Origin of the sequence: Streptomyces sp. NPDC008121, from assembly GCF_042957155.1 — a bacterium.
Classification (GTDB): Bacteria; Actinomycetota; Actinomycetes; order Streptomycetales; family Streptomycetaceae; genus Streptomyces.
Map to the genome: position 1 here is coordinate 12,783 of NZ_JBIBHT010000001.1, position 21,219 is coordinate 34,001.

Sequence of the window (21,219 nt, forward strand, 5' to 3'; positions counted from 1 at the left end):
CATGACCTGGGTCGCCGCGGTCGCGCGGTTGCGGGCACGCCGGGAGCCCGGCGTGCTCGTGACCGTCGTGACCGTGCGGGGTCACGCCCCGCGCGACGCCGGCGCGAAGCTCGTGGCGAGCCGGACGACGACATGGGGCTCCATCGGTGGCGGCAATGTGGAGGCGGTGGCGATCGACCGGGCCCGGGAGATGATCGCCGCGGGCAAGCCGGAGCCGGAGCTGATGGATTTCGCCCTCAACGACAAGGCGGTAAACCGGCATGGCGTGCAGTGCTGCGGCGGCACGGTCTCGGTGCTGCTCGAACCGCTGCCGACGGTCCGGGCGGTGGCGGTCTTCGGCGTCGGGCACGTCGGGCTGGAGCTGGCGCGCATCCTGGCACGTCAGGACCTGGACCTGCATCTGATCGACAGCCGCCCCGATCTGCTCACTGAGGAGCGGCTCGCCGGACTGGCGGACGCGGTGGCGCAGGTCCACGTCCATCACACGCCGCTGCTGCCCGAGGAGGTACTGGAGGAACTGCCGCACGGCACCCACGTCCTGATCATGACGCATGACCATGCCGAGGACGCCGCACTGTGCGACGCCGCCCTCCGTCTCCCCCGCCTCGGCTCCATCGGCCTGATCGGGTCGGCGGCCAAGTGGGCCCGGTTCCGCAAACGCCTCGCCACCGAGGGCGGTCACGACGAGGCGACCATCGCTCGGATCAAGACCCCGATCGGACTGGCCGACATCACCGGCAAGGATCCCTCCACCATCGCCGTGAGCGTCGCCGCCGATCTGCTGCGCACTTTCGAGTCCGAGGGCAGCTGAGGTTCGCGCCGGGCGGGGCGATCGGGTGGAGCGGGGGTCAGACGCGGGTGGTGGGCGGTTCGGCGGGGGTCGGCGTGTGGCGGCGGCGGAGCAGGGTGAAGGCGCCGAGGAGGGCGCCGATGGCCAGTACCACCAGGCCCCGCCACCACACCGGTGCCTCCACCTGGGTCGCCAGCGCGACGCAGGACAGGGCGCCGAGGACCGGGACGACCGTGGGGGTACGGAAGTGACCGGTGCCCGCCGCGTCGTCGCGGCGCAGCACGAGGACGGCCAGGTTCACGACGAAGAAGACGACCAGCAGGAGCAGGACCAGCGTGCCGGCCAGGACGTCGATCCCCCCGCTCGTCGCCAGCAGCGCGGACAGCGCCGTGGTGACGGCGATCGCGGCCCAGGGCGTGCGCCGGCCGGGAAGGACGCGGGCGAGGAAGCCGGGCAGGAGCCCTTCCCGGCTCATCCCGTAGGCGAGGCGCGAGGTCATGATCCCCGTGAGGAGGGCGCCGTTGGCGACCGCCACCAGCGCGATCAGGGCGAACACCTGTACCGGCACGTGTCCGGCGGCCCGGACGATCTCGAGGAGCGGACCGTCGGACGCGGCGAGCGTCCCGGTCGGTACGGCCGCGGAGGCGGTGGCCCCGACGGCCGCGTACAGGGCGCCCGCGGTCAGCAGCGCGCCGAACAGGGCGCGGGGGTAGGACCGGCCGGGGTCGCGTGTCTCCTCGGCCACGTTCACGGAGGTCTCGAACCCGACGAAGGAGTAGTAGGCGAGGACGGCTCCGCTCAGCACGGCTGCCAGGGGCCCCTCCGCCGTCGTGCCGAGCTGCGTCAGCCGGCCGACGTCCCCGTCTCCTCGGAGGGTGATCCACACGCCCAGTCCGACGATGATCAGGAGACCGCTCGCCTCGACCAGCGTGGCGAGGGTGTTGGCCCGGGTCGACTCCCGGATGCCGCGCGCGTTGAGCAGTGCCAGCAGGGCGAGGAACGCGACGGCGACCAGCACGAGCGGCAGGGAGACGAAAGCCCGCAGATAGTCCCCGGCGAAGCCGCGTGCCAGCGCCGCGACCGAGACGATGCCGGCGGCCAGCATGCAGTAGCCGGTGAAGAACCCGACCGCCGGACCGAAGGCGCGCGTGGCGTAGTGGGAGGCGCCGCCAGCGCGGGGGTACTTCGTCGCCAGCTCCGCGTACGAGGCGGCCGTGAGCAGCGCGAGCAGCAGGGCCACGGTGAGGGGCACCCAGACGGCGCCGCCCGAGGCGGCCGCGACTTGGCCGATCAGCACGTACACCCCGGCGCCGAGCACGTCGCCGAGGATGAAGAAGTACAGCAGCCGGGTGGTGAGGACCTTGCGGAGCGGGGCCTGGGTCGCGGGTGCGGGGCTGGTGGGGGGCGGGGTCATGGTCTCTGTTTCTTCGGATGTCGAGGTCGGGGCCGGGTGGGCGTCGACGTGGGGGGCACGCCGACGGGGTCCGAGTCGACTGGTGCCCCCGATGTGCGCCCGCAATGCCCCTTCCGCCCACTCGGGCAGCGAATCCGCGTGCACCCGGCCGTCCATGCCTCCCCGACGCCCCGGGGCCCTCGCGGCGGCTCCGGGTCCCCGGCGTCGGGGAGCGCGCGGGTCAGGGGAGGCGGGTGAGCCTGTCGAGGAGCGTGGGCTCGGTCAGCCCTTCCCGTACCGCCACCGGGACCCGGAGGGCCTGCGGGCCGCTGCCCACCGTCAGCGTGGCGACCTCCGTGCCGGGTGCCGCCGAGCTGGGCAGCCCTGCGCCGTTCACGCGGAGCACGGCGTCCAGCTTCTGCCCGGGTACGCCGACGACCTCGATGTCGCGTACGGCCACCAGGGGCGTACGACGGCCCAGCGCGTCCCGCACCCACCCGACCGTCTGTCCCCGGGAGACGATCTTCCCGTCGGTGAGGCCCGCGCGGACGGCCGCGACGACCTTCTGGGCGTTGGTCTTCACCAGGTCCAGGCTCCGCAGGGCGTCGGGATCGGGCCCCTCGGCCCGCTGGCCCATCAGCGAGCCGAGGATCAGCGGCGTCTTCTCGCCGACCGTCTTGTAGGCCGCCCACACCAGCGTGCCGCCCGCCGGCGTGCTGGAACCGGTCTTGATGCCCTTGATGCTCAACCCGGCGAGCAGCAGGCTGGCGTTGTTGTTGTACAGCGGCTCGGGCAGCCCCTCGATCGTGGCGTCGGGCAGGGCGACGATCGCCCGGAACACGTCGGACTTCATGGCCGCCTCCGCCAGCTTCAGCTGGTCGACGGCCGTGCTCACGGTCCGGGAGTCCAGGCCGCTGGGATCGGTGTAGACGGTGTCGTGCATCCCCAGGTCCTTGGCCGCGGCGTTCATCTTCGCCACGAAGGGCGCCGTGGAGGCGCCGCCGCCGTCCCAGCGGGCCAGCAGCCGGGCGATGTTGTTGCCCGACGGGATCATCAGCATCTTCAGCATGTCCTGCTGGCTGAAGGTCGCTCCTTGCGTCAGGCCCTGGATCCTGGACTCGTTCCTGGACGTCCCCTCCGCGACCGCCTGGGCGTCCACCGCGATCCGCGGCCCTTCCTCGCCCTTCTTCAGGGGATGCCCCTGGAGGATGACGTACGCCGTCATGATCTTCGCGACGCTGGCGGTCGGTACCGACTCCTGCGGTCCGAACACGGCGACCTGGCCGGTGCCGGGAAGGTGGACCGCGCCCTGTCCGTGGTCGGGCCACGGAATCTCGAACCGGCCCGGCAGGGCGTACGAGGCCTTGGCGCCGCCGACCGCCGGCGCGGGCAGCGGCCGCAGTGCCTGCACGGCGACGAAGGCCACGGCCGCCAGCAGGACGAGCGACGTGGAGATCTTGAGCCACCGCAGGGAGGTCCGCTTCGCGGTTGGGGACGCGGGAAGCTCGTCGGTGTGCTCCGTCGGCGGGTCGTACGCGGGTGACACGAGCGATGCAGGTGACGGGGACGCGGCTTCCGGCGCCGGCACCGGACTCGGAGCGCGGTCGCGGGCGCCGGCGGGTGAGGAGGGAGTCAGGGTGAGAGTGAGGGTGGGGGCGGAGGCCGGAGGCGGTGACGGAGGGGCGTCCGCGGGTTCCCGGGCGGGTGCGCGTGCGGGGTCCGGTGCCTGTACCGCCGGGGGTTCAGGTGTCGGTGCGGGTTGGGGTTTCGGTGCCGGTTCGGGCGCGGAGACAGGTTCGGGGTCCGGGGCGGCCCAGGAAGGGCGGGTGGCAGCGCCGGCGGCCGCCGACCGGGGATCCAGCGCGGGGCCCGGAGCCCGTACCGGCTCGTCCCGCGACGCCGTGACCTCTTCTGCTTCCGGGTCCGGGTCCGGCGTGGCCGGGTCCGTGTCCGCCTCGGACGGGGCCGGGTCAGGCGTGGCCGTGGGTGTTTCCGGCTCCACGTCCGGCGCGGCCGCGTCCCCTTCCGGGTCCGTTACCGCTTCACGGGTGGTCTCCCCCGGCGTGGCGGGACGTGCGCTCCCGCCACCACCGACCCCGTCCGCGCCGTCGACCCGCGCGGCGTCATCGCCGCCCGGAAGCCGCTCGTTCTCCGACCCTCTGGGGGACGCCCCGTCCACCGGTACCGCATTCATGCTCGGCCCTCTTACCTGCGTCTGACCATGTCGAGCAACGAGATGATCGAGTCGGTCAGAAAGTTGCCCATCCGGTCAGTTTGTTGCCGATCGGTCATATTCTGCTGACCGCCGCGCCGCCGAATGAGGGGACGAGGACAGGGGCGGGGTCAGGACCACTGTTCGTCGGCGAGGGATCCGACCGGAGCCGGCTTGCCGATCACGGCCAGGGCGATGAAGAACGAGATCTGGCCGATCGCGATGGTCAGGGTTGCCAGCGCCTTGTCGTCGTAGTGCCGGGCCACCTCGGCGTACAGCTCGTCGGTGACCCGCTCCCGGCCGTGCGGCGCCGGCTGGAGCGTCGCCTCCACCAGAGCGAGCGCGGCGCGTTCGGCATCGGTGAAGTACGGGGCGTCCTGCCAGGAGGCGACCGCGGTGATGCGCTCCTCGGTCTCTCCCGCCTTACGGAGGAAGCTGGTGTTCAGGATGGTCAGATAGGTGTTGCCGACGATCTGCCCGGCCCGGAGGTGCACCAGGCTCATCGTCGTGCGCGGCACCGACCGGTTGCCCGTGGCCCGGAACAGGGCCGCGCTGACCTCGCTCACCTCCGGAACGAACGCGGCGGGATCGGGCATCCGGGAGATCGGGGTGGTCGTCATGGCGGGGCTCCTTCGCATCGGCCTGTCCGGTGTCTTCACCTCACTGACGGAGCAGACGACGGAAGTGTGACCGGATGCGACGAATCTTTTTTTGCGGCCGACGGTCGATGGCCGACAGCCCGGCCCCGGCGGGGGCGTACGGGTAAGGCCTTACGGCACCGGCCGGGGCGGGGCCGGCTCGGGACGGGCCGGCTCGTGACGGGGCGCCCGCCCGGTGACAGGGGGTGCGGGCGCCCGTGGTGCCGGAGGTGTCAGGTCGAGGCGGGCAGGGGGGAGTTCGCCCGGGCCGTGGTCGCCGTGGTGCGGCGGCGGCGGGTGGGCAGGCCGAGGGTCGGGTGGGCGACGGCCCAGGCGGCGCCCTTGCAGACGAGTTCCTTGTAGAGGGCGGCCGTCCGGCCGGTCAGGGCCGCGCTGACGGCACGGTCGTCGGCGGTGACGTACTGGATCAGTCCCTGCCTGCGGCCCAGGGAGAGGCACTGGTTGAAGTAGCGGACCGGCATGCTGGGGAGTTTCCCGCCGGTGAGGCGGGCGGCGAGGGCGTCGGCGGCCAGCCACGCCATGGGGGTGCCCGAGGCGCAGGACATGCGCAGTGGCTTGCCGCCCGGACCCATCGCCAGGGCCGCGTCGCCGATCGCGTACACGTCCGGGTGCGAGAGCGAGCGCATGCTGGGGTCGACCATGATCCGGCCCGCGTCGGTGACCTCCAGGGCGGTGGCCCGGGCGAGGGGGTGGGTGGCGAAGCCGGTGGTCCACACCGTGACCGCGGCCGGGATGACCTTGCCGTCGGCGGTGGTGAGGCGGTCGGCGTCGACGCGCGTGACGGCGGTGTGCTCGTGCACCGTGATGCCGAGCCCGTCGAAGACCTTCCGCAGGTGCCCGCGGCCCTTGCCGCTCAGCCACTCCCCCAGGCCGCCGCGGGCGGCGAGGGTCACGTCGAGGTCCGGTCGGGCCTCGGCGATCTCGCTCGCCGCCTCCAGACCGGTCAGGCCGCCGCCGACCACGACCACAGGTTGCCCGGCCCGCAGGGACGCGAGCCGCGCGCGCAGCCGCAGCGCTCCGGGCCGGGACGCGATCTCGAAGGCGTGCTCCGCGGCACCGGGCACGCCTCCGTCGTCCCAGCCGCTGCCGAGGGCGTACACGAGGGTGTCGTACGGGAGCTGCCGCACACCGCCGTCGGCGCCGGTCGCGGCCGGGGCCTCCGTGCCGGTGCCGGTGCCGGTGCCAGCGGGTGCGGGAGTCGCAGTGGGGGCGAGGGTGACGGTCTTGCGGTCGACGTCGACGCCGGTGACCCGGGCGAGCGTCACCTCGACGCCGGTCCCCGCGAACATGCCGCTGAAGGGCCGGGACGGCAGGTCCTGACCGGTGGCGAGCTGGTGCATCCGGACCCGTTCGACGAAGTCGGGTTCGGGGTTGACGAGCGTGATGGCGACGTCGTCGCGGTGCAGTCGGCGGGCGATACGGCCGGCCGCGACCGCGCCGGTGTACCCGGCGCCGAGAACGATGATGCGGTGCTGCATGTCCTGCTCCTGTCTGCACGGTCCGCTGCGGGAGATGCGCGGTTGCACCTCTTGAACCGGACAGCGCCCCGATCCCTGACAGGACGGGAGGTGTGAAGCGGGACACACCCCAACCGGGGCGGGGTGGGAGGCGGGGGTGGTCGCGGTCAGAAGGCGTGGAAGAGGGGTGCGCCGTGGTCGGCGGCCGCCCACCTCGCGCTCGCGCGCCGCAGCTTGTCGGGGTTGACCTGGTTGCGGAACGCCGCGATGCCCTCGGCCGTGACCTCCGGGCACATGATGCCGACGACCCGGCCGTCGACGACCGCCACGACGGCGGGGCCGCCGTTGGCGGTCGTGAGATAGACACCGGGCGATCCGCCGGCCAGGGCGCGCTTGGCGGGCCCGGGGCTGAACAGGCCGCGCAGGAACGTCGCGACCGCCTGGGCGCCTTCGAACGCCTTGGCGCGGGCCGGGATCTTCCCGCCGCCGGCGCCGATCGCCCGGGCGTCGGCGGTCAGCAGCCGTACCAGCGGTTCGGTCCGGCCGCTGGTGGCGGCCGCCAGGAACTCCTCGACGACGCGCCGGGCGGCGGCCCGGTCGATCTCCGCACGCGCCCTGCCCTCCGCGAGATGCTTTCGGGCGCGGTGGAAGAGCTGCTGGGCGGCCGACTCGCCGACCTCGAGGATCCCGGCGATCTCCCGGTGGGAGTATCCGAAGGCCTCCCGCAGCACATAGGCCGCGCGCTCCCGTGGCGCCAGCCGCTCCATCAGCGTCAGCACCGCGAAGGAGACCGACTCGCGCTGCTCCGCGGTGTCGGCGGGCCCGAGCATGGGGTCGCCCTCCAGCAGCGGCTCGGGCAGCCACTGGCCCACATAGGACTCGCGCCGTACGCGGGCCGAGGCGAGCTGGTTGAGGCACAGGTTGGTCAGGACCTTCGTCAGCCAGGCCTCGGGGACCTCGATCCGGTGGGGATCGGTGGCCTGCCAGCGCAGGAACGTCTCCTGTACGGCGTCCTCGGCCTCGCTCACCGAGCCGAGGAGACGGTAGGCGACCGCCTCCAGACGGGGCATGGCGGCCTCGAAACGGTCCACGTCCTTCGCCGTCAGCGCCATGGACCGGATCCTAGCCCGAGTCCGGACGGAGCCCTGGGCGGCATCCCGCGAGCCCCGGGCCGAGACCACGGGGGTGCTCTCTACCGGGACCCGGGGCCGCCCCCGCACGGGCTATCGGGGGCGGGGCAGGGGCGGGGCGCCGGTGTCCTCGTCGGTCTCCGGGCGGGCCTCGGCCGGGGACGCGGCGCCGGTGAAGTGCTGGTAGGTGCCGGTCAGGTGGAGCAGCCGGTCGAAGAACTCGGGCCGGCCCTCGAGGTGGAGGCGTACCCCCGCCGTCGCGGTCTCGCGGTGCAGGGTCAGCAGGGTGGACAGACCCGTGGAGTCGCACAGGGTCAGCCCGGAGCAGTCCAGGTGCACATCGGCCGGCCGGTGCTCGGGGGCGAGGTGGGCGCGAGCGGCCCGCAGGAGGTCCTCGGCGGTGTCCCAGTCGAGGTCGCCGGCGAGGGTCAGATGCAGGGTCCCGTCGCCGGCGGTGGCGGCGTCGAGACGGAACGGGACGTGGGGGTGGGATGTCATGCGTGGTTTCCGGGGCCGGGGACGGGGGCGGTGGTGCGGGAGGGGAAGGCGGTCAGGGCGGCGTGTGCGGCCCCGAGGTGCGTCAGGGCGCGGGGGAAGTCGCCGAGTTCGGCCGCCAGCAGGTCCAGGGCGGGCGTCAGGACGGTGGCGGGGACGTGCCTGGCCTGCAGGATGCCGGCGGTCCAGGTGACGAAGCCGGCGAACAGGTCGGGATCGTCGGTGTAGAGGGAGGCGGCGAGGAAGTCGACGATGTGGGCGATGTCCTCGGTCGTCCGGTCCCGCTGCTGGTCGGTGTAGGACCGCATCTCCGGAAGCCGGTCCTCCAGGGCGGTCAGGACGTTCTTCACCAGCTGTGGTCTGGAGCGCACGACCAGGGTGTACTCCTGGTCCTCCAGGTGGGGCAGTCGGCCTGCGGCGTCCGGGACACCGGCCGGGAGGGCCGGGGCGGGGCGCTCCAGCCGGGCGGCCAGTATCTCGGCCGCCGCGCGGGCGTCGGGTGCCCAGCCGTCCGCGCCGAGCAGCCGGGCGTAGCGGCCCTGGGGGCCGAAGGCCGCACCGCCGGCCAGGACGGGCAGGCCGATCGCCTGGACGGCGGTGATCGCGGCGTGCGCGGCGGGCAGGCGGGTGGGGATCGAGGACGACAGGGCGACCACGTCGGGGCCGGTCTGGTGCAGGTGGGCGATGAGGTGCGGAGTGGGGACCTGGGCGCCGAGGAAATCGACGGTGAAGCCCCGCCCGCGCAGCACCTCGGCCAGGATCCGGGCGGGCAGGGCGTGCCACTCCCCCTCCACACAGGCCACGGTCACCCGCGTCGGCGCCGTACCGGAGGAGTTTCGCGGCGTACGGGAAGGGGCGTGCGGGGTCCGGTGGGCGACGGCGGCGATGACCCGGTCGTGGATGGCGGTCGCCGCGTGTTCCTGGGCGACGCTGATGCGGCCCGCCGCCCACTCCTGGCCGACGCGGGCCTGCACCGGCCCGATCACGTCCAGCAGGACGTCCTCCGCCGTCATGCCGCCGTCCAGGGCCTCGAAGCACACGGCGACGGCGGCGTGCTCGCCGCGGGCCTGGACCGCCGACCACAGCCGCTCCCGCAGCGTCTCGGCATCCTCCTCCCCGAAGACCGGTCCGGCCCCAAGGCCGGCGGAGGCCGGAGCGCCGGAGGCGGCAACCGCAGCGCCCGTCCCCACGGCAGCCGGAGCGGCGGCAGGGACCGGGCTGGGCGTGGCGGGGGCGACGGCAAGGCCGCGGGCGACCGCGGTGGGAGCGTCCGGCATCGCGGGAGGGGGGTCGGCGGGCGCGGCGGGCGGGCCCGGAATGCGAGAAGTCATGCGGTGTACCTGCCCCGAGTGTGTCCGTTCACCGCCGTCAGATGGGTGGTGTGCGGGGCGGTGATCGCCACCACCGCCATGTCGTCGTGCGGGCCGTCGCCCACCCACTGGGAGGCGAGCATCCGGATGCGTTCGACGACGGCCTCGGCCGGCAGGCCGACGCACTCGCCGAACGCGGCCCGCAGGCGGCTCTCACCGAACATGGCCGACCCCAGCGGGCCGCCACGGGCCTCGGTGATGCCGTCGGTGTAGAGCAGGCAGGTCTCCCCCGGGGCCAGGTAGACGGTCGCCGAGCGTGAGGTGACGGTCGGCAGCGCGCCCACCAGGGTGCCGGCCGTGTCGGCCTCCTCCACTTCGCCGGTGGTGCGCAGCAGCAGGGGCCTGGGGTGCCCCGCACTGGTCAGACGCAGCCGGACCTGGGGGCCCACGCGTTTGACGGAGGCCAGGACCAGAGTGGCGAACCGGGTGTGGTGGGACGTCAGCAAGGCGTCGTTGAGCAGGCCCAGGACGTACTGGTGGTCGGTGGCCAGGGGAACCATCGCGTGCAGGGTGTTGCGGATCTTGCCCGTCAGGACGGCCGCGTCCAGTCCCTTTCCGCAGACGTCCCCGAGGACCGCGAGGGGCTCCCGGCCGGCCTCGGGGCCGGGGTGGACGTCGTAGAAGTCGCCGCCGACGCGCTCGGTGTCCTTCGACGCGCGGTAGCCGCCCGCGAACTCCACACCGTGGACCTGCCGCAGGGCGGGCGGCAGAAGTTCGGCCATCAGGGTCTGGGTGATGCGGGCCTGTTCGCCGTAGAGCCGGGCGGCCGACAGGGCGGCGCCGGCGCGGGCGGCGAACAGCCGGGCGAAGAGCTCCTCGGAGGTGTCGAAAGCCGCCCGGTCACTGCGGCGCAGCAGGATCAGCGCGCCGGCGGGGACGCCATGGCCGGGCAGCGGGGTGACGGCGACCGAACCGGGGACGCCGTCGAAGTGGTCGGGCACAGCCCAGGACGGCAGGGCCGCTGGATCGATCCACCTGGACGGCACCGGCGGGAAGCCCTGCAGAGCCTCGGCCAGCCCCGGGAGGTCCGCCGGATCCACGGCCGCGTTGCGGCGTTCCGTACGGCCCCCCGCCGCGTAGACGACAGGAAGGCGCCGACCGGTCGGCGGGGCGACCACCACCGCCGCGTCCGCGAGGTGCTCGGCGGCGAGCAGCGCGGTCATCTCCAGACAGCGCTCGGTGTTCAAGGACGCGAGCAGCTTCGACGAGGCTTCCGCGAGGAACAGCGTGCGCCGCCGTTCGCCCTCGAGCGCCTGCTCCAGCACCGCCCGGTCGGTGTCGTCGACCAGCCACCAGGCGACGTCCCCGTGGTCCGACAGGGTGGCATGAGCGCGAAGAAGCCGCCCGTCGTGACGCCCCTGGACCGGCGCGGGACCCGTCCGCTCGTCGGAGCGCTCCCCCTGGCCGAGGCCGCGCCTGAGATCAGGGCCCTCATCACGGCGGACGCCGCGGTCGACATCGGCATTCCCGTCGCCGTCGACATCCCGGTCGAGAGCGACATCCCGGTCGAGAGCGGCATCCCGGTCGGGGCCGGTGCGGGAGTGCTGCGGCCGGCCGGACGGCCTGCTGCGGGGCCGCGGCGGCCCGGCGAGACGCCGATGGGCGTCGGCGAGCCAGGACGGCGCGACATCGGCGAGCCACGCACCGCTGATCATGCCGGGGAACAACCCGCTCGCCGCTTCGTTGGCCTCGACCACACCGCCGTCCTGGCAGACCACCAGCGCCGGGTACGGCGCGCGCAGCCAGGACGTACTCGTACTCGAGACGACACCACGCGACCGGCCGGAAACACTCGGGGAAACAGTCATACGCGGGGGCCCGCTATGCGGGACCCACCACCTTCCACCTGGAAAACAGATCCACGGTCCACCATTCCGCACTACCTGTGACGCATCAAGCCGAGCGACCCTTCTCCCCCGTGAACAGATGCCGCACGGCAACACTCACACATCGCACACACAAAGCCGTCACTAGAAAACCACCGCAAATGAGGAAGGAATACCCGGATCCGGGGTAGTGCGCAATCCCACACTCGCGCCTCGCCCGGTCTGCCGACACCCGTGTCGGGGAACAGCAGGGTCCGCTCGCCGCGGACGCCGTGCGGCTCGCGCCGGCGTCAGTCGGGCCAGCCGGCGTCAGTCGGCGACATTCGGCGCCCGTCGTGTCAGTCGGCGCCGGAGGCCGACGAGGGAGTGGCCCGGGAGGACGTACGGTTCCGCTCCGCATCCGATTCCACCGCCCGCTTCAAGCGGTCCAGCGTCGCGGCCATGCCGGAGCGGTTCGTACGCAACCGGGCCGCCGGAGACGTGCCGGCGGCCACGCGGCCGAGGAGGTCGGTGATCCTCCCCCGGCGCCCGCGGCGCAGGTCGTGCCAGTACTGGGTGACGTACGTGGCGTCGGTGCCCTCGGCAGCGTCCTCGACCGGGCTGAGCCGGAATCCCCAGGAGGCGATGGGGAGTCCGGCGATCGACACACGGAAGGCGAATTCCTTCGGCGTCTCGCAGCGGGTCACACGGCAGACGGTGAACCAATAGCGGAAGCCGTTGCGGTTGAAGCCGATGAACGCGGGGCGGGGGCCGTTACGGCCCGCGATGACGCGGACCCCTATGCACTCAGGGCTCCAGTCCGGCATGCGCCGTACATCGCTGACCGCCGCGAACACCTCCTCGGGAGGGGCCGCGACGACGACGGTTTCCCGCAGTTCCCACGTCCGCGCGGCCGGGTCGTCCTGTCCGTCCAAGAGGTCGCCTCCCATGGTGTTCGTCTCCCGTGTTCTCAGCGTGCGATCTCCGTACCGGCGGCCGCGCAGGCGCACAGGACGCCGGTTGCCGCGCCGGGACAGCAGTCGCCCGAACCGATCACCGGTGATTCTGCGGCCTTCGGGCCGGGATGGGAACGCTGAGCCTCCGCCTCCTGTACTAGCGCCTCCTGTACGGGCTGCCATCCGGGGCGGCCCAGCAGATGGCGCACCCGGTCCTGCCACCGCGTGGCGCGGGCCAGGTCGCGGCCGATGGCGACGTACTCGTGGGAGACGATGCGGAGGGGGTTGTAGGTGTCGATGTTCTTGGTGAGGCCGTAGAGGGGACGGTCCGTCTCCTCGGCCCAGGTGCCGAACATCCGGTCCCAGATCATCAGGATGCCGCCGAAGTTCCGGTCCAGATAGCCGCCTTGCGAGGCGTGGTGCACCCGGTGGCTGGAGGGGGTGTTGATCACCCTCTCGATGAGGCGGGGCAGCCGGCCGATGCGGTCGGTGTGCAGCCAGAACTGCGTCAGCATGTTGATCGCGCCGCACAGGAGGATCGCCCAGGGAGGCACGCCGGCCAGGGCCAGCGGGATGTAGAAGATCTGCGAGGTGAGGCCGGTCCAGGGCTGGCGGACCGACGTGGAGAAGTTGTACTTGCGGCTGGAGTGGTGCACCACATGGCTGGCCCACAGCACGCGCACCGTGTGGTGTTTCCGGTGCATCCAGTAGTAACAGAAGTCCTGGGCCAGCAGGATCAGCGGGAACGTCGCCCAGGTGACCTCGATCCGCAGGGGGGTGAGTTCGTACAGGCCGACGAAGACGGCGACGGCGATCGTCTTGTAGAGGATGTCCACGACGGCGGCGCCCGCGCCCACGGCGAAGCTGGCGGCGGTGTCGCGAACGCCGTAACCGCTGGCGTTCTCGTCGGGGTGGAGCCGGTAGTAGACCATCTCGATGACGACGAGCAGCACGAAGAGGGGGGCTGACAGGGCCAGCAGGGACGTGTTCTCCATCGGAACCTCCTATCGGAGCGATTCGCTCCGATAGGAGTATCGGAGTGCTTGGCTCCGATAGGCAATAGGTTGGACGGCATGAAGAATCCAGATGCCGGAGGGATGCGGGCGGGCAGCCGCTTCGGCCGGCAGGCCGAGGCCGAACGCAACGACGTCCGCGTGCTGTACGCGGCCCGCGCCGTCTTCGCGGAGCAGGGTGCCGAGGCCCCCGTGTCCGCCATCGCGGTACGGGCCGGGGTGGGGATCGGGACGCTCTACCGCCGCTACGGCAGCAAGGAGCAGCTTCTCCATCGGCTGTGCGCGATCGGCATCGCCGAGACGATCGGGGAACTCCGTGCCGCCCTGGAGCGGGAGGGCAGCGGCTGGGAGGCGCTGGCGCACTACATGGCCGCGGCGGTCGACGCCCGGGCGGGGGCGTTCGCCGCCCTCGCGGGGACGTTCAGCCTGCCCGAGGACATCGCCGCCTCCAACCAAGAGGCGAAGGGGCTGGCGGAGCGCCTGCTCCTCCGGGGGCAGGGGGACGGGACGGTACGCGAGGACGTCACGACCCTCGACATCGCGCACGTCATCGAGATGTTCAGCCGGTACCCCCGCCGTACCGAGGAGGACGACCACGCGCGACGCCGGATGCTGGCCCTGACACTCGACGGCCTGCGCGCGGCCCACACCGGGCTGCCGGGACCGCGGCCCGACTGGGCCGACTACCACCGGACATGGGACGAGCCGAGCGGAACGCCCTGACCGCGCCCCCCACGGTTGCCGACGACGGTGGCCCGCGAAGGCAAGAAGCGCTGAGGGAGGTGCCAGGGAGGGGCGTGCCAGGGAGGGGCGTGCCCGAGCCCGGTGGGGCCCGAGCCTGGAGGTGCCCGAGCCCGCTTCGCGGTGGCCAAGCGCGCCTGGGCCCCTTCCTTCTTCACCGTCCCGGCCCGGGAGTCAACGCCCGGCCCCCACGGGTCACACGCGTTCGTGCGGCTCCTCCTGAAGAACCGCCCGACGCTCCCGCCCGTCGGACGTGAGCCGCTCCGTAGGGCGGCCCTCCCGTTCGCGCTGCCTGGCGGCCAGCGCCCTCGCCAGCATCTTCGCCCGGTACGGGTTCGACGTCGCGAGTGCCGTCGCCACCTCCACAGCCTCGTCCAACAGGGCCAACCGTCGCTCGGGCAACTCCCGCACCAGAGGCGACGCGCTCGCCTCCACGAGGACGTACGCCAGTTTCGAGCCGTACGCCTCCGGCTCGACCTGTGTGAGAAGGCGGTAGATCCACAGCCCCTCGGCGCCCCGCATCACCCGCCGGTTGACACTGAGCAGCCTGACCCTCGCCAGCACGACCATGTCCTGATCCATCGATCCCCCTCGTCCTCCCACTCCCGGCCGGCGCATGTCACGCGGCGAGACAGCACGGCGAACGCACCGACAACCGGGAAAGGTTGCCGACACGTGGGCCGGAGAGTGGATGACGACGAGTCTGGCGCGTCGTACCGGCCGCCACAAGGCCGGGCGGACGTGCCCTGCGTCCTACCGAAACCGCCTCCGAACAGGCATGATGGACCTGACACTCACTCAAGCACCGTCCGGTTCCCGCATCCGCGGTACGCCGATCGCTTCGCTTCCCCGGCCCTACCGGCTCAGAAGCCGACCGAGCCGACCGGGGGTGGCGTGAGGTGCCGGCCGGCCGGTGAGGACCGCTTGTGGTCGCCCGATGCAGCGGCGAGGATGGCGCCGGTACGGGGCCGGGTGTCACCGATGTCCTCAATGGGGAGGCCGAGTTGAGCGACCCCTGGGTGGCTCTGGAGCCGGGCGCGGATCCCGTGGAACGGTCGGGGGCGCTGCGCGGTGCCCATGAGGCGTTCACCGCGGAGGGGCGGGTGCGGCGGGCCGTGCGTCCCGTGGTGGCCGAGTCGTGGAGGCGGTCGGCGCGGGCGCGGGTGAGTCCGGACGGCGCGGCCTGTGTGGAGCTGGGCGACGACGACCTGGAGGCGTACCGGCACGGGCATCCGCTGGCCGGTGTGATGCCGGTGATCAGGGAGTTGATGGGCGGGTACGCGACGGACGGCGAGCACCTCGTGGCGGTCTGCGACGCGCAGGGGCGGCTGCTGTGGGTGGAGGGGCACCCGGGGACACTGCGCCGGGCCGGACGGATGAACTTCGTGGCGGGGGCGCGCTGGGCGGAGTCCTCGGCGGGGACGAACGCTCCGGGGACCGCGATCGCCCTCGACCGGCCGGTGCAGGTCTTCGCCGCCGAGCACTTCCGGCGGCCGGTGCAGGCGTGGACGTGCGCGGCCGCGCCGGTCCACGATCCGCGCACCGGGCGGCTGTTGGGGGCGGTGGACATCACGGGCGGGGACCGGCTGGCGCACCCGCACAGTCTGGCGTTCGTCCAGGCGGTGGCGCGGGCGGCCGAGTCGCAGCTGGCGCTGCTCGCCCCGGCGCCCGCCGTGGAGCGTGGCCGCTTGTCGGCGCTCGGCCGCGACGAGGCGCTGCTGGTCCTCGACGGCCGCGAGGTGCGGCTGAGCCGTCGTCACAGCGAGATCCTGGTGGTGCTGGCGCACCATCCGCAGGGCCTGGGCGGGGACGAACTGCTGGCGGCGCTGTACGAGGACGAGACGGTCACGCCCGTCACGTTGCGGGCCGAACTCTCCCGGCTGCGGGCCGTGTTGGGGCCGGGTGTGCTGTGCTCGCGGCCATACCGTCTGGCCCCTTCGCTGGACGCGGACTTCGACACCGTGGCCCGTCGGCTCGCCTCGGGCTCGGTGACGGCGGCGCTCGGCGCGTACGCGGGTCCGCTGCTGCCCGGCTCGTGCGCGCCCTGGGTGGTCCGGCAGCGGCGGCTGCTCGCCGACCAGCTGCGGGCCGCGCTGCTCACGCGGGGCGACGCGACGCTCTTGGCGGACTGGGCGTACAGCCCGTGGGGCGAGGACGATCTGGCGGTGTGGCGGGCACTGGCCGCCGCGGTGCCGGCGGCTCGGCGTCCGCCGGTGCAGGCGCGGGTGCGGGCGCTCGACGCCGAGCTGGGGGCGGGGGCGGCCCGTGCAACGGGGTCGCAACGTCGCGGTTCCTAGCCTCTGCGTGAGCGCCGCCCGGACGGCGGGCGGCGCTCTTCGAGAAAGGCCCGTGGATGACCCGCTACGCAGCGCCCGGTACCGAGGGCGCGATCGTCTCGTTCGCGTCCCGCTACGACCACTGGATCGGCGGCGCGTACGTGCCGCCCGCGCGCGGCCGGTACTTCGAGAACCCGAGCCCGGTCGACGGCCGTCCCTTCACCGAGATCGCCCGCGGCACCGCCGAGGACGTCGAGCGGGCGCTGGACGCGGCCCACGCGGCGGCGCCCGCCTGGGGCCGGACGGCCACCGGCGAGAGGGCGGGCGTCCTGCTGAGGATCGCCGACCGGATGGAGTCGCACCTGGAGGAGCTGGCGGTCGCGGAGAGCTGGGAGAACGGCAAGCCGGTGCGCGAGACGCTGGCCGCCGACATCCCCCTGGCCATCGACCACTTCCGCTACTTCGCGGGAGTGCTGCGAGGCCAGGAGGGGACGCTGAGCCAGATCGACGAGGACACCGTCGCCTACCACTTCCACGAGCCGCTGGGCGTCGTGGCGCAGATCATCCCGTGGAACTTCCCGATCCTCATGGCGACGTGGAAGCTGGCACCGGCGCTCGCGGCAGGCAACGCGGTGGTGCTCAAGCCGGCCGAGCAGACCCCGGCCTCGATCCACGTCCTGATGGGGCTGATCGCGGATCTGCTGCCCCCGGGCGTGGTCAACATCGTCAACGGGTTCGGGGTGGAGGCGGGCAAGCCGCTGGCGTCCAGCCCGCGTGTGGCGAAGATCGCGTTCACGGGTGAGACGACGACGGGGCGGCTGATCATGCAGTACGCCTCCGAGAACCTCAAGCCGGTCACGCTGGAGCTGGGCGGCAAGTCGCCGAACATCTTCTTCGACGACGTGTCGGCGGCGGATGACGACTTCCGCGACAAGGCGCTGGAAGGGTTCACGATGTTCGCCCTGAACCAAGGCGAGGTGTGCACCTGCCCGTCGCGTGCGCTGATCCAGCGCGGGCACTACGGCGAGTTCCTGGAGGCGGCGGTCGCCCGCACCGAGCGGATCGTACCGGGCCATCCGCTGGACACGGACACGATGATCGGCGCGCAGGCGTCGGACGACCAGCTCCGGAAGATCCTGTCGTACCTGGACATCGGCCAGCAGGAAGGCGCCAAGATCCTGACGGGAGGTCAGCGGATCGAGTACGACGGAGAGATGTCGGGCGGGTACTACGTCCAGCCGACCATCTTCGAGGGCGACAACCGGATGCGCGTCTTCCAGGAGGAGATCTTCGGGCCGGTGGTGGCGGTGACCTCGTTCACCGACTTCGACGACGCGATGGCGACGGCGAACGACACGCCGTACGGCCTCGGCGCGGGCGTATGGACACGGGACGGCTCCACCGCGTACCGCGCGGGCCGCGCGATCCAGGCGGGCCGCGTCTGGACGAACTGCTACCACGCCTACCCGGCGCACGCGGCGTTCGGCGGATACAAGCAGTCCGGGATCGGCCGTGAGACGCACCGGATGATGCTGGACCACTACCAGCAGACGAAGAACCTGCTGGTGTCGTACTCGCCGAAGAGGCTGGGTTTCTTCTAGACGCGGAGAAGGGCGCCTGTCCGGGGCGGATGCCCGGCAGGTGCCCTGCTCGGGCGGTCTGCGCTCACCGCTCGACGAACGGCCGCCGGGCGCTGTCTCCGCAGGAAGTCCCTCGCGCCCGTCTGGGCGCCATCGCCCGCGAGGGCAGCCCCACCCGCGAACCGGTCGTCATCACCGACCACGGCCAGGCCACTGGGCCCTAGCACGGTCAGGGCGGAATTGTGGCCCACTTAGCAATTTCCGCCAAGAACGGAAAACGGTGTCGTCAGGATGCGCATCCTGCTGGGCATGACAAGAAAGAAGGCCGTTTCGAGCGCTATCGCGGCCATGGCAGTACCCCTGACCCTCGCGGGCGCCACGGGCTGTGTGGCCCAGCCCGCCGCTGCCCCCACACCGCGCGCATCGTCCGCGGCGGCCCAAACGTCGACGGCCCAGCCGGCAAGATCAGAGAGACCGAACGCGGCCACACCGGAGGCGACGCGGCCTGTCGCGCCGAAGCCCAAGCCGACGACACCGGCCCAGCCGCAGCTCGTCCGGTATCACCTTCCTCCCGGCGCCGTCCGCAACACGTACGAGGCCGCAGGGGTGGGGCCGTCCCAGGCGCACGGTGTCCTGGGCATACCGGCCGGCACGGGCCCCCGCCCGGTCGTGGTCGTCGTCCACGGCAACCACCCCACCTGCGTGGAGCCGGAAGCCAAGAACGACGGCGTCGCGGCCCGGCCGGTGAAGACGACCTGGCCGCTGGTCTGCGCGGAACCCGGCAAGCCGAAGGAGCTCGGCGTCGGCCCGGACTACCTGCGCCACGACGCGGGCGTGTCCTACCTCGTCCAGGCCCTCGCCCGGAAGGGCTTCGTCGCCGTCGCCATGGACGTGAAGGGCGCCGAGGCGTGGTGGGCCGGTGAGGCCCATCCCGTGAAGGCATACAACGACCTGTTCGACGCCCACCTGAAGCTGCTCTCCGACCTCGACAAGGGCCGGAACCGCGGCCTGGCCATCAGCGGGGCCCAGGGCCGGATCGACACCTCCCGCATCGGCGTGGTGGGCCACAGCCGCGGTGGCGGCTACGCACTGGAGCACACCGCCGAGCGCCCCGGTCTCTTCGCCGCCGTCGCGATCGAGCCCGCCGCCAACGGCGACGGGTCCCGCCACAAGGTCCCGGTGCTCAACATCCGCGGCGCCTGCGACGAGGACGCCGGGCCCGACGCCGGGCTGGAGGAGACGAAGGCCCTGGCCGCATCCCGCACCACCCCCGTGGCCGCCGACGTCGTGCTCGCCGGCACCGGCCACGCCATGCTCAATACCAACCTCGCCCCGGCCAAGAGCGACGGCAGCGTGGGCGCCTGCCGCGCCTCCCAGGCCACCCGGCCCGACGTGGCACGCGACCAGGTCGCCCAGCTGACCGCCGACTTCATGCAACAGGCACTGCTCAAGGCCACCGCGTACCGGCTCCCCGCACTGAAGGGCCCCGCCCCCACCGGCCGCAACCTCCACAGCAGCGGCCCCCGACTCACCTTCACCCCCGCCGCACCCCAGACCTACAGCGATCCGCACGCGATCCGCCAGGTCAGCACCCCGCAACGCCTGCTCCCGCCCCTCCCCACGAACCTCACCATCAGCAAAGGCGAACCCGGCTGACCCCTACCGAGGTTCCCCGGTCGGTCCGTGCGTCAGGAGGGACGTACCGCCCTCACGTCCACTGCCCTCGCAGACCCCGGCTGGGCCGCGGCCACCGTCGTGCTTGCGCACGGCCGAAGCGCCCGCCCGGCCCCTAAAGGCTGCTCAGCGCGCCTTCGACGTCCTCGACCGCGTCCCGACCGTCCTTGCTCCTGCGATCCCCGCCGGCTGACGTCCGGGCTTCGCTGCTCCGCCGCCCTCTCTTCGGCCACCTGCCGGAGACTTCGCCCCCTGCACGAGGAACATCGCCCATGCACTTCGCCAAGCCGCTGTCCCCCACCGGCCGCAGCGCCCGCCTCCTGATCTCATGCGCCAGCGCCCTCCTGGTCCTCGGCGTGACGGCCGCCACCCCGGCCATCGCCGCCGACTCCGTCTCGTACACCTTCGAATCCTCCTCCCAGAAACTGCCGTTCATGGCGCTCAAAGGCGCCGGGCGCATCGTCGTGGGGCCCGCGCCCGGGGGGAGATCGGGGAAGGCCGCGCGCGTCAACATTCCCAACGACGGGCGCTCGTTCAAGTCCGAACTGGTCATCAAGGGGCTCGACGCGGGCACGCATCGCTTCAGCTTCGCCAACTACCTCCCCGGCGACTGGCAGAAGCAGGACTTCGACACCCTCGTCGCCCAGTGGTTCAGCACGCAGGACGACTCCGCACGGATCAAGCCCGTCGTGGCACTCGCGATCCACGGCGGTGACTGGCGGCTCAAGGTCCACTGGATGAGCGGCGGTCGGATACAGGAAAGGATCATCCCGCTCGGCGCGGCGCGTCTGGGCCACTGGAACCAGTGGACCTTCACCATCACGTGGTCCTCCCCGAACACGCCTGGCGCGATCACCGTCGCACGGGACGGCGTGAACGTGGGCTCGCACCAGGGCGCCAACAACTATCACCGCGGGCAGCCGCCGCACTTCAGGATCGGCGCCTACCGGCCGGGCTGGCGCCCCGAAAAGGGGCCGCGGCTTCGGGCCGGAGCATCCGAGGCGGTCCTCTTCGTCGACGACATCGCCATCACCAGTACGGCCCCCGGTTCCGCCTCCGGCCCGCTCCCCAAGACCACCGATGGTGCCGCTTCTCCCCCACGTGCCACGGCGCTCTCGCCGGGCTCCGCCTCCACCGGCTCGCCTACCGCGTCCCCCTCGGCGAAGATCGGGACGGCAGCGTCCGGCGGCACTCCGTCAGCGGCGGCGGTCGCGGCGGCCGACGGCACCACGCCCGGTACGACGAAGGGCGACGGATCCGCACTCCCGGACACCGGCTCCACCGGCCTGATCGTCGTCGCCGCCGCCGGCGTCGCGGCCTTGACCGGTGGCGCTTTCCTCCTCATCCGGCGGCGCAACGCGACACTCTCACCCCGACGGGCCGCCCACCGCCCGTAGGCTCACCGGCCACCCCTGGAAGCGACGGCCGAGACGCCCCCGCCATCCCGGGCCCGGCTAGCGGCGCGGGTGCGCCGTCAGAGGTGGCCGGGTTCTTCTCCCAGAGCTGTTCCACGCCGTCTTCGATCCGCGACGGAGCGCACCTGGCTGGGTTCCAGGTGGAGCTCGTACGCGGTGTTGCAGTCGTTGATGAGTGTGCCTACGTGCGCGCCACAGGGGCACCGGCGGTTCATGCCGGCCTGGCCGTGCAGACCACAGCAGCCGCTGCAGT

The 21,219-nt window shown here is 72.7% G+C and carries 17 protein-coding genes; 6 read left to right on the plus strand and 11 right to left on the minus strand.

The window, feature by feature from the left end; all coding sequences use genetic code 11:
- Window position 1: 1 nt before the first annotated feature.
- Window positions 2-811, plus strand: coding sequence for a xanthine dehydrogenase accessory protein XdhC (gene xdhC, locus ACFZBD_RS00055; protein WP_391132713.1), 810 nt, complete (start codon window positions 2-4; stop codon window positions 809-811).
- A gap of 37 nt (window positions 812-848) precedes the next feature.
- Here the strand turns inward: xdhC and ACFZBD_RS00060 are convergent, their stop codons facing one another.
- From ACFZBD_RS00060 to ACFZBD_RS00105, 10 genes are all read right to left on the minus strand, one after another.
- Complete coding sequence (locus ACFZBD_RS00060; RefSeq protein WP_391132720.1) at window positions 849-2,204, minus strand: amino acid permease; 1,356 nt, start codon at window positions 2,202-2,204, stop codon at window positions 849-851.
- Between the two features lie 220 nt (window positions 2,205-2,424).
- A complete protein-coding gene (locus ACFZBD_RS00065) occupies window positions 2,425-3,729 on the minus strand; it encodes a serine hydrolase (protein WP_391132723.1) in 1,305 nt (434 codons plus the stop codon).
- Between the two features lie 797 nt (window positions 3,730-4,526).
- Window positions 4,527-5,015 (minus strand): carboxymuconolactone decarboxylase family protein, encoded by a 489-nt coding sequence (locus tag ACFZBD_RS00070; protein WP_391132726.1) that lies wholly within the window; start codon window positions 5,013-5,015, stop codon window positions 4,527-4,529.
- A 251-nt stretch (window positions 5,016-5,266) separates the two neighbouring features.
- A complete protein-coding gene (locus tag ACFZBD_RS00075; protein WP_391132728.1) occupies window positions 5,267-6,532 on the minus strand; it encodes an FAD-dependent oxidoreductase in 1,266 nt (421 codons plus the stop codon).
- Between the two features lie 146 nt (window positions 6,533-6,678).
- A complete protein-coding gene (gene sigJ / locus ACFZBD_RS00080) occupies window positions 6,679-7,623 on the minus strand; it encodes an RNA polymerase sigma factor SigJ (RefSeq protein WP_391132731.1) in 945 nt (314 codons plus the stop codon).
- A gap of 111 nt (window positions 7,624-7,734) precedes the next feature.
- Window positions 7,735-8,139 (minus strand): STAS domain-containing protein, encoded by a 405-nt coding sequence (locus tag ACFZBD_RS00085; protein ID WP_391132735.1) that lies wholly within the window; start codon window positions 8,137-8,139, stop codon window positions 7,735-7,737.
- The gene (locus ACFZBD_RS00090) at window positions 8,136-9,467 is read right to left on the minus strand and encodes a cobalamin-dependent protein (RefSeq protein WP_391132738.1); all 1,332 of its coding nucleotides are present in this window, start codon (window positions 9,465-9,467) and stop codon (window positions 8,136-8,138) included. The genes ACFZBD_RS00085 and ACFZBD_RS00090 overlap by 4 nt, the downstream gene beginning before the upstream one ends.
- Window positions 9,464-11,161 carry a SpoIIE family protein phosphatase gene (locus ACFZBD_RS00095; protein ID WP_391135806.1) on the minus strand — a complete coding sequence of 566 codons (1,698 nt, stop codon included), beginning with the start codon at window positions 11,159-11,161 and terminating at the stop codon, window positions 9,464-9,466. The genes ACFZBD_RS00090 and ACFZBD_RS00095 overlap by 4 nt, the downstream gene beginning before the upstream one ends.
- A 509-nt stretch (window positions 11,162-11,670) precedes the next feature.
- Window positions 11,671-12,261 (minus strand): SRPBCC family protein, encoded by a 591-nt coding sequence (locus ACFZBD_RS00100; RefSeq protein ID WP_391132741.1) that lies wholly within the window; start codon window positions 12,259-12,261, stop codon window positions 11,671-11,673.
- A 20-nt stretch (window positions 12,262-12,281) separates the two neighbouring features.
- Window positions 12,282-13,262, minus strand: coding sequence for a sterol desaturase family protein (locus ACFZBD_RS00105; protein ID WP_391132743.1), 981 nt, complete (start codon window positions 13,260-13,262; stop codon window positions 12,282-12,284).
- 78 nt (window positions 13,263-13,340) lie between these two features.
- Here ACFZBD_RS00105 and ACFZBD_RS00110 point away from each other — a divergent pair, with 78 nt between their 5' ends.
- Window positions 13,341-14,003 carry a TetR family transcriptional regulator gene (locus tag ACFZBD_RS00110; protein WP_391132746.1) on the plus strand — a complete coding sequence of 221 codons (663 nt, stop codon included), beginning with the start codon at window positions 13,341-13,343 and terminating at the stop codon, window positions 14,001-14,003.
- A 213-nt stretch (window positions 14,004-14,216) separates the two neighbouring features.
- Here ACFZBD_RS00110 and ACFZBD_RS00115 read toward each other — a convergent pair whose 3' ends face one another.
- Window positions 14,217-14,603, minus strand: coding sequence for a hypothetical protein (locus ACFZBD_RS00115; protein WP_391132748.1), 387 nt, complete (start codon window positions 14,601-14,603; stop codon window positions 14,217-14,219).
- A 422-nt stretch (window positions 14,604-15,025) separates the two neighbouring features.
- Between ACFZBD_RS00115 and ACFZBD_RS00120 the strand changes: the two genes are divergently transcribed.
- The 4 genes from ACFZBD_RS00120 to ACFZBD_RS00135 all read left to right on the plus strand — a co-directional run bounded on the left by ACFZBD_RS00120 (window position 15,026) and on the right by ACFZBD_RS00135 (window position 20,948).
- Complete coding sequence (locus ACFZBD_RS00120) at window positions 15,026-16,318, plus strand: GAF domain-containing protein (RefSeq protein WP_391132751.1); 1,293 nt, start codon at window positions 15,026-15,028, stop codon at window positions 16,316-16,318.
- Window positions 16,319-16,374: 56 nt separating this feature from the next.
- On the plus strand, window positions 16,375-17,898 hold the full coding sequence (locus ACFZBD_RS00125; protein ID WP_391132754.1) for an aldehyde dehydrogenase family protein: 1,524 nt from the start codon (window positions 16,375-16,377) through the stop codon (window positions 17,896-17,898).
- Between the two features lie 585 nt (window positions 17,899-18,483).
- The gene (locus tag ACFZBD_RS00130) at window positions 18,484-19,533 is read left to right on the plus strand and encodes a dienelactone hydrolase family protein (RefSeq protein WP_391132757.1); all 1,050 of its coding nucleotides are present in this window, start codon (window positions 18,484-18,486) and stop codon (window positions 19,531-19,533) included.
- A gap of 290 nt (window positions 19,534-19,823) precedes the next feature.
- Entirely contained in the window at window positions 19,824-20,948 is a 1,125-nt protein-coding gene (locus ACFZBD_RS00135; protein WP_391132760.1) for a heparin lyase I family protein, read from the plus strand.
- The last annotated feature ends 271 nt before the right edge of the window (window positions 20,949-21,219 follow it).